Annotated in this window: 5 protein-coding genes and 1 pseudogene; 5 read left to right on the top strand and 1 reads right to left on the bottom strand. The window is 62.8% G+C overall.

The features are described from left to right. Window positions 1–75: 75 nt before the first annotated feature. Entirely contained in the window at window positions 76–216 is a 141-nt protein-coding gene (locus tag K336_RS18790) for a transposase (protein ID WP_162142625.1), read from the bottom strand. Between the two features lie 406 nt (window positions 217–622). On the opposite strand from K336_RS18790, the gene K336_RS20285 reads away from it, so the two are divergent. The 5 genes and pseudogenes from K336_RS20285 to K336_RS19460 all read left to right on the top strand — a co-directional run. Beyond that, the gene (locus K336_RS20285) at window positions 623–997 is read left to right on the top strand and encodes a helix-turn-helix domain-containing protein (protein WP_411431127.1); all 375 of its coding nucleotides are present in this window, start codon (window positions 623–625) and stop codon (window positions 995–997) included. Between the two features lie 395 nt (window positions 998–1,392). After that, window positions 1,393–1,699, top strand: a pseudogene (locus K336_RS20330) (IS30 family transposase); the annotation flags it as partial. A 288-nt stretch (window positions 1,700–1,987) separates the two neighbouring features. Beyond that, window positions 1,988–2,632: a response regulator gene (locus K336_RS18140; RefSeq protein ID WP_081660852.1), complete on the top strand. Its 645-nt coding sequence runs from the start codon at window positions 1,988–1,990 to the stop codon at window positions 2,630–2,632. Window positions 2,633–3,476: 844 nt separating this feature from the next. Continuing rightward, window positions 3,477–3,686, top strand: coding sequence for a transposase (locus K336_RS16405; RefSeq protein WP_081660851.1), 210 nt, complete (start codon window positions 3,477–3,479; stop codon window positions 3,684–3,686). 289 nt (window positions 3,687–3,975) lie between these two features. Next, on the top strand, window positions 3,976–4,214 hold a 239-nt coding region (locus tag K336_RS19460; protein WP_211223514.1), incomplete at its 3' end, for a hypothetical protein.

Here is a 4,214-nt window from a genome sequence, read left to right as displayed (position 1 = left end):
TCCTCCGGGGCGACCCCGACCTGCACGCCCCCACCGCATCCGAAACGGCACAGGAAATCCACAAAAAATACGGTTTCATTTCATGCCAGCCATACCAAGATCACGGGCGACCTGAACGATCGGTTTATCCAGCTCGATCACCATCTTCACCGCATCATCCTTGAACTCGACCGTGTACCGATGTCGCTCACGGCCTTTCGACACCTCAGAATTCACTATCACTCCTCTCAAGCACCTGTCCAGAAAGCAGTATGCACGTCAACCCGCCCGAGACCGGTCAAGGCGGTACCGCCGCCCCTACCCCCTGACACACCAGCTGGACGATCGCCTCTCGCTGGGCCTTATCCAACTCGGCCGACTCAGGTGATAGGAGTAGTGGCTGCTCGGTCGTAGCCCCCTCTGGCTGATCCCTCGACCAGCTCGACAGTGCCGGTGGTGATCTCGGTTATCAGGGCCTCTCTGCCCCTTAGGGCAATCGGGTCAATTACACCGTCTTCTGACAGACCCCTAAGGGTCAACCCTGACGTAACGAGACTTGCCCCGGGGTTGTCCGCAAGCTATGGACAAACCCACTTGCGACAGGTATACACATACATTGCTAGCGATAGCCTCCTTGATGTAAATGGGTCAGTGCCTCGCCGGGGTAGGGTGTGTGGTCCTTGGTGAGGGGATGGTTCGGGTGCGTGGTGTGGCGTTGAGTGCTGGTGAGCGTGAGGAGATCTCGCGGGGCCTCGCGGCCGGGTTGTCGGGCCGGGCGATCGGGCGGTTGCTGGGCCGTGATGGCTCGGTGATCAACAAGGAGATCGCCCGGTGCGGAGGCCGTGAGGTCTGCCGGGCCCGGGCGGCCCCGGCAGCGGGCCCGTGCAACAACGCTCCCGACCCAAACCGCGCCAGGTGGAGGCCAGCCCGCAACTGGCCCGTGCGGTGTCCGATGGGTTGGAACAGGGCTGGTCGCCACACCCGGATCAGCGGGCGACCAGGGGCGCGAGCACCCTGACCGGTCGAACTGGCAGGTGTGGGCCGAAGCGATCCACTGCCGAGCCCTGTACTGCCAGGCCCGCGGACAGCCCGGAGTGCGTCTGAACGGGAGCCTGCGCCCCGGTGGCACGGCTCGGGTGAGCCGGGATCAGCGGCGGGCGATGACCACCGGGGCGGGAAGCGATCCCGGACAAGGTCCTGATCACCCAGCGACTGGCCGAAGCCGCCGACCGGGCGGTGCCGGGGCACTGGGAAGGCGACCTTGTCATTGGGCGCGGGCAACCGGTCGGCGGTTATCACCCTGGTCGAACACACCAGTCGTTTCCTCATCCTCCAGCGCGTGTCCTACGACTACACAGCGCCGACCGGGCCGCCGGGGCCGGGCCATGGGCCGACTGCCGGGCCTGCCGCAACCGGTCGCTGACCTGGGACCAGGGCACCGAGATGGCCCGCCACGCCAAGTTCAGCGTGGCCACCGGCATCCCGGTGTTCTTCTGCGATCCCGCGCAGCCCGTGGCAGCGCGGCAGCAACGAGAACACCAACGGCCTCCTGCGCCAGTACCCGCCCAAGGGCACCAGCCCGTCCACCCACACCCGGCCCGACCTCGACAACATCGCGTTCCTCCTCAACAACCGCCCCCGACAAACCCTCGAATTCGCCAAACCAAAAGTAGTCCTCGACAAACCACTCGCCGAAGCAGGCGAGGTACCCACCAGCTGACACCATCCTCACTACTCACCTACTAAAGTTTTTCCGAGCTTGAGAGAAGAGCAAACCGTCAGAACGTGAGTTAGCTTGCTCCGTGACCCAATGCGTGGACGATCAGCACAACAGTTCGAGCGAGCTCAGCACGAGGCACCACAACCTAGGAGCCGGGATGACACCGACATCTGACGTATGGATCGAGCAGGATCGCGTTGCAACGGATTTCTCGTGCCTTACCCCCTTTAAAGCAGCGCCCCGCATCCCTCACGAGGCACTATCTTACGCGAACCCGTCGAGACAGATATGACCAGCAGCGCCCCGATTTCCCCAACAGTGCTTGTCGTTGATGATGATGCAATGGCACGACGAGCGATATGCGCGTATCTGTCGGTTTCTCGCGACCTAACGGTGGCGGCTGTCATGGCCGACAGTCAAGCCGCCGTGAGCTACGCGGTAAGTCACGAAATCGACGTAGTCCTCGTTGGCGCAGACATGCCGAGGATGGACGGCATCCGAACTACCCAAGGTATCCACGAGGGCTCACCTACGACCGCTGTCATCATGTTGACCTCAACCCCCGACCATGAGCTGATGGCCAAGGCCCTCAACGCGGGAGCAAGCGGATATCTCCTAAAAGATCTAAACGGAGGACAACTTGTCGCCAGTATAAGAGCCGTGTACCTCGGACTGTTAGTAATCTCCCCGGAGATGGTCTCTATCCGACGTACTCTCCCCCCCAGCTTTGAGGGGCTTCCCGAACTGACACGACGGGAAGCACAGGTGCTGGAACAACTCATGTCCGGCCGTTCCAATGCGGAGATCGCACGGGCTTTGTTTCTGTCACAGAGCGCAGTCAAGACCTACATGACTTCCCTCATGACCAAGTTTGGCACCCGCTCTCGACTGGAAACCCTTGTGAGGGCATTCCGGCTCGGCTTCAGCCCCTGAGTTTTTTCGATCCCCCGCTAGTCACCATGAATAACACCGGCGTGTCCGGAGGGTTCGGGAAACGGATGTTCCACGTGATTTGGAGTAATATAGATTTCCGAACAGTGAGGCTTATTCATAGGGTGTAGGTGAATATTATTTCCGAGTGTTGCTGTGATGGCGTCCGGAAGGGTGTCGACGGGGCGCCTGCAACGGGTTTTGAGGGCTTCCGGGTTTTGATGTGGGCGATGACCTGTTCGATCCTCCACCTGATTCGTTCGATGGCCCGGTTGAGGTTCTTGTCGGCCTCGGACAGGGGGAGACCCGGGAGTTCGGCGACCGGGGCGGTCGTACCCGGCCCGGCATGCCCTTTGTCCGCGATGTGGGGCACGGAGAAGGAACTCGGATCGTGGGCCGTGGTCTCACCCGGACCCTCGAGGAGGCCTGATCCGGTGAGGGCCCGGGCGTCCGGCCTGGGTGCAGGCCGCTTGAAGGTTCATCCCGGTGGTGCGGTGCTTCCCGGAGTGGAGTTCAGGCTTGTCACGCCACGCCCAGCAGGGCACGGGGGTGCCGTCGACGATCAACTGCGCGCCCGGGTCGAGCCCGTCGGCGGTGGGGACGTTCTCGGCCAGGACACCGGCGATCAGGGGCGTCCGGGCGGACAGGGTCCTGGAGACGGTTGGCCGGCGGAATCCCGAACAGTTCGGCGAGGAGCTCTTGTTCGAGATCGTGTCGCAGGCTGGCCAGAACGAGCCGGATGCTCTGGTGGGGGCCGCGCCTGCGTGAACCGGCCGCCTGGAGTGCTCCGCGTTTTTCGGACACTGATAAAGACCAGTGTTTCCGATGCGTAAGATAGGATTTGATCATGTCAGCACCGAGGTACAGTGCCGAGTTCAAGGAACAAGTCGTTCTCGAGATCGTTCAAAGATCCCGGCCGGTGGCCGAGGTCGCGAGATCCTACGGGCTGGTCCCGCAGACCGTGGGCAACTGGGTCGCGAAATGGCGCAAGGAGCACCCGGAACCCGGGACGGAGAACTCATCGAGCGAGGAGAACGCCGGAGGCCACGACGATTGAAGGCGGAGCTCCGCGAAGCCCGAATGGAAGCCGAGCCCCTAGAAAAAAGCGGCGGCCTTCTTCGCCCAGGAGTCCCGGTGAACGCCAAGTACGGATTCATCCGCAGCGAAGAAGGCAACCACCCCGTCAGGCCCCGTGTGCCGGTGGGCGAAAGTATCCAGATCCGGCTATGGCCGTCATGAAACAAGATCGTTTCTGGTTTCGTGGGGTGGGGGTGTTCGGAGTCGTGGTCGACGGTGCGGCCGGTGATGTGTGAGGCGGACTCGCCGAGGGTTTCTTCGGGGGTCTCGTGCTGAATGGTCGCGATGTTGTTCCTGGCCGTGTTCCGGACGTGCTCGACCGGGTTGTGGTCGGGCGCGTACGGCGGCGGATGGATCGGCATGATGCGCTCCAGCAGCCGGCCGGGCCCGTGGAGGCCGGTCAACGCTTTCGCGTGGTGGGATCGGGCGTTGTCCGGGACGACCGCGATCTTGCCGGCCTCGGCTTCGTGTTGGAGCGGGTCCGGTGCGAGGGTCGTCTGCCAGGTGT

It is taken from the genome of Propionibacterium acidifaciens DSM 21887 (genome assembly GCF_000426605.1).
Lineage (GTDB): Bacteria > Actinomycetota > Actinomycetes > Propionibacteriales > Propionibacteriaceae > Propionibacterium > Propionibacterium acidifaciens.
This window is presented reverse-complemented; position numbering and strand designations above follow the sequence as displayed.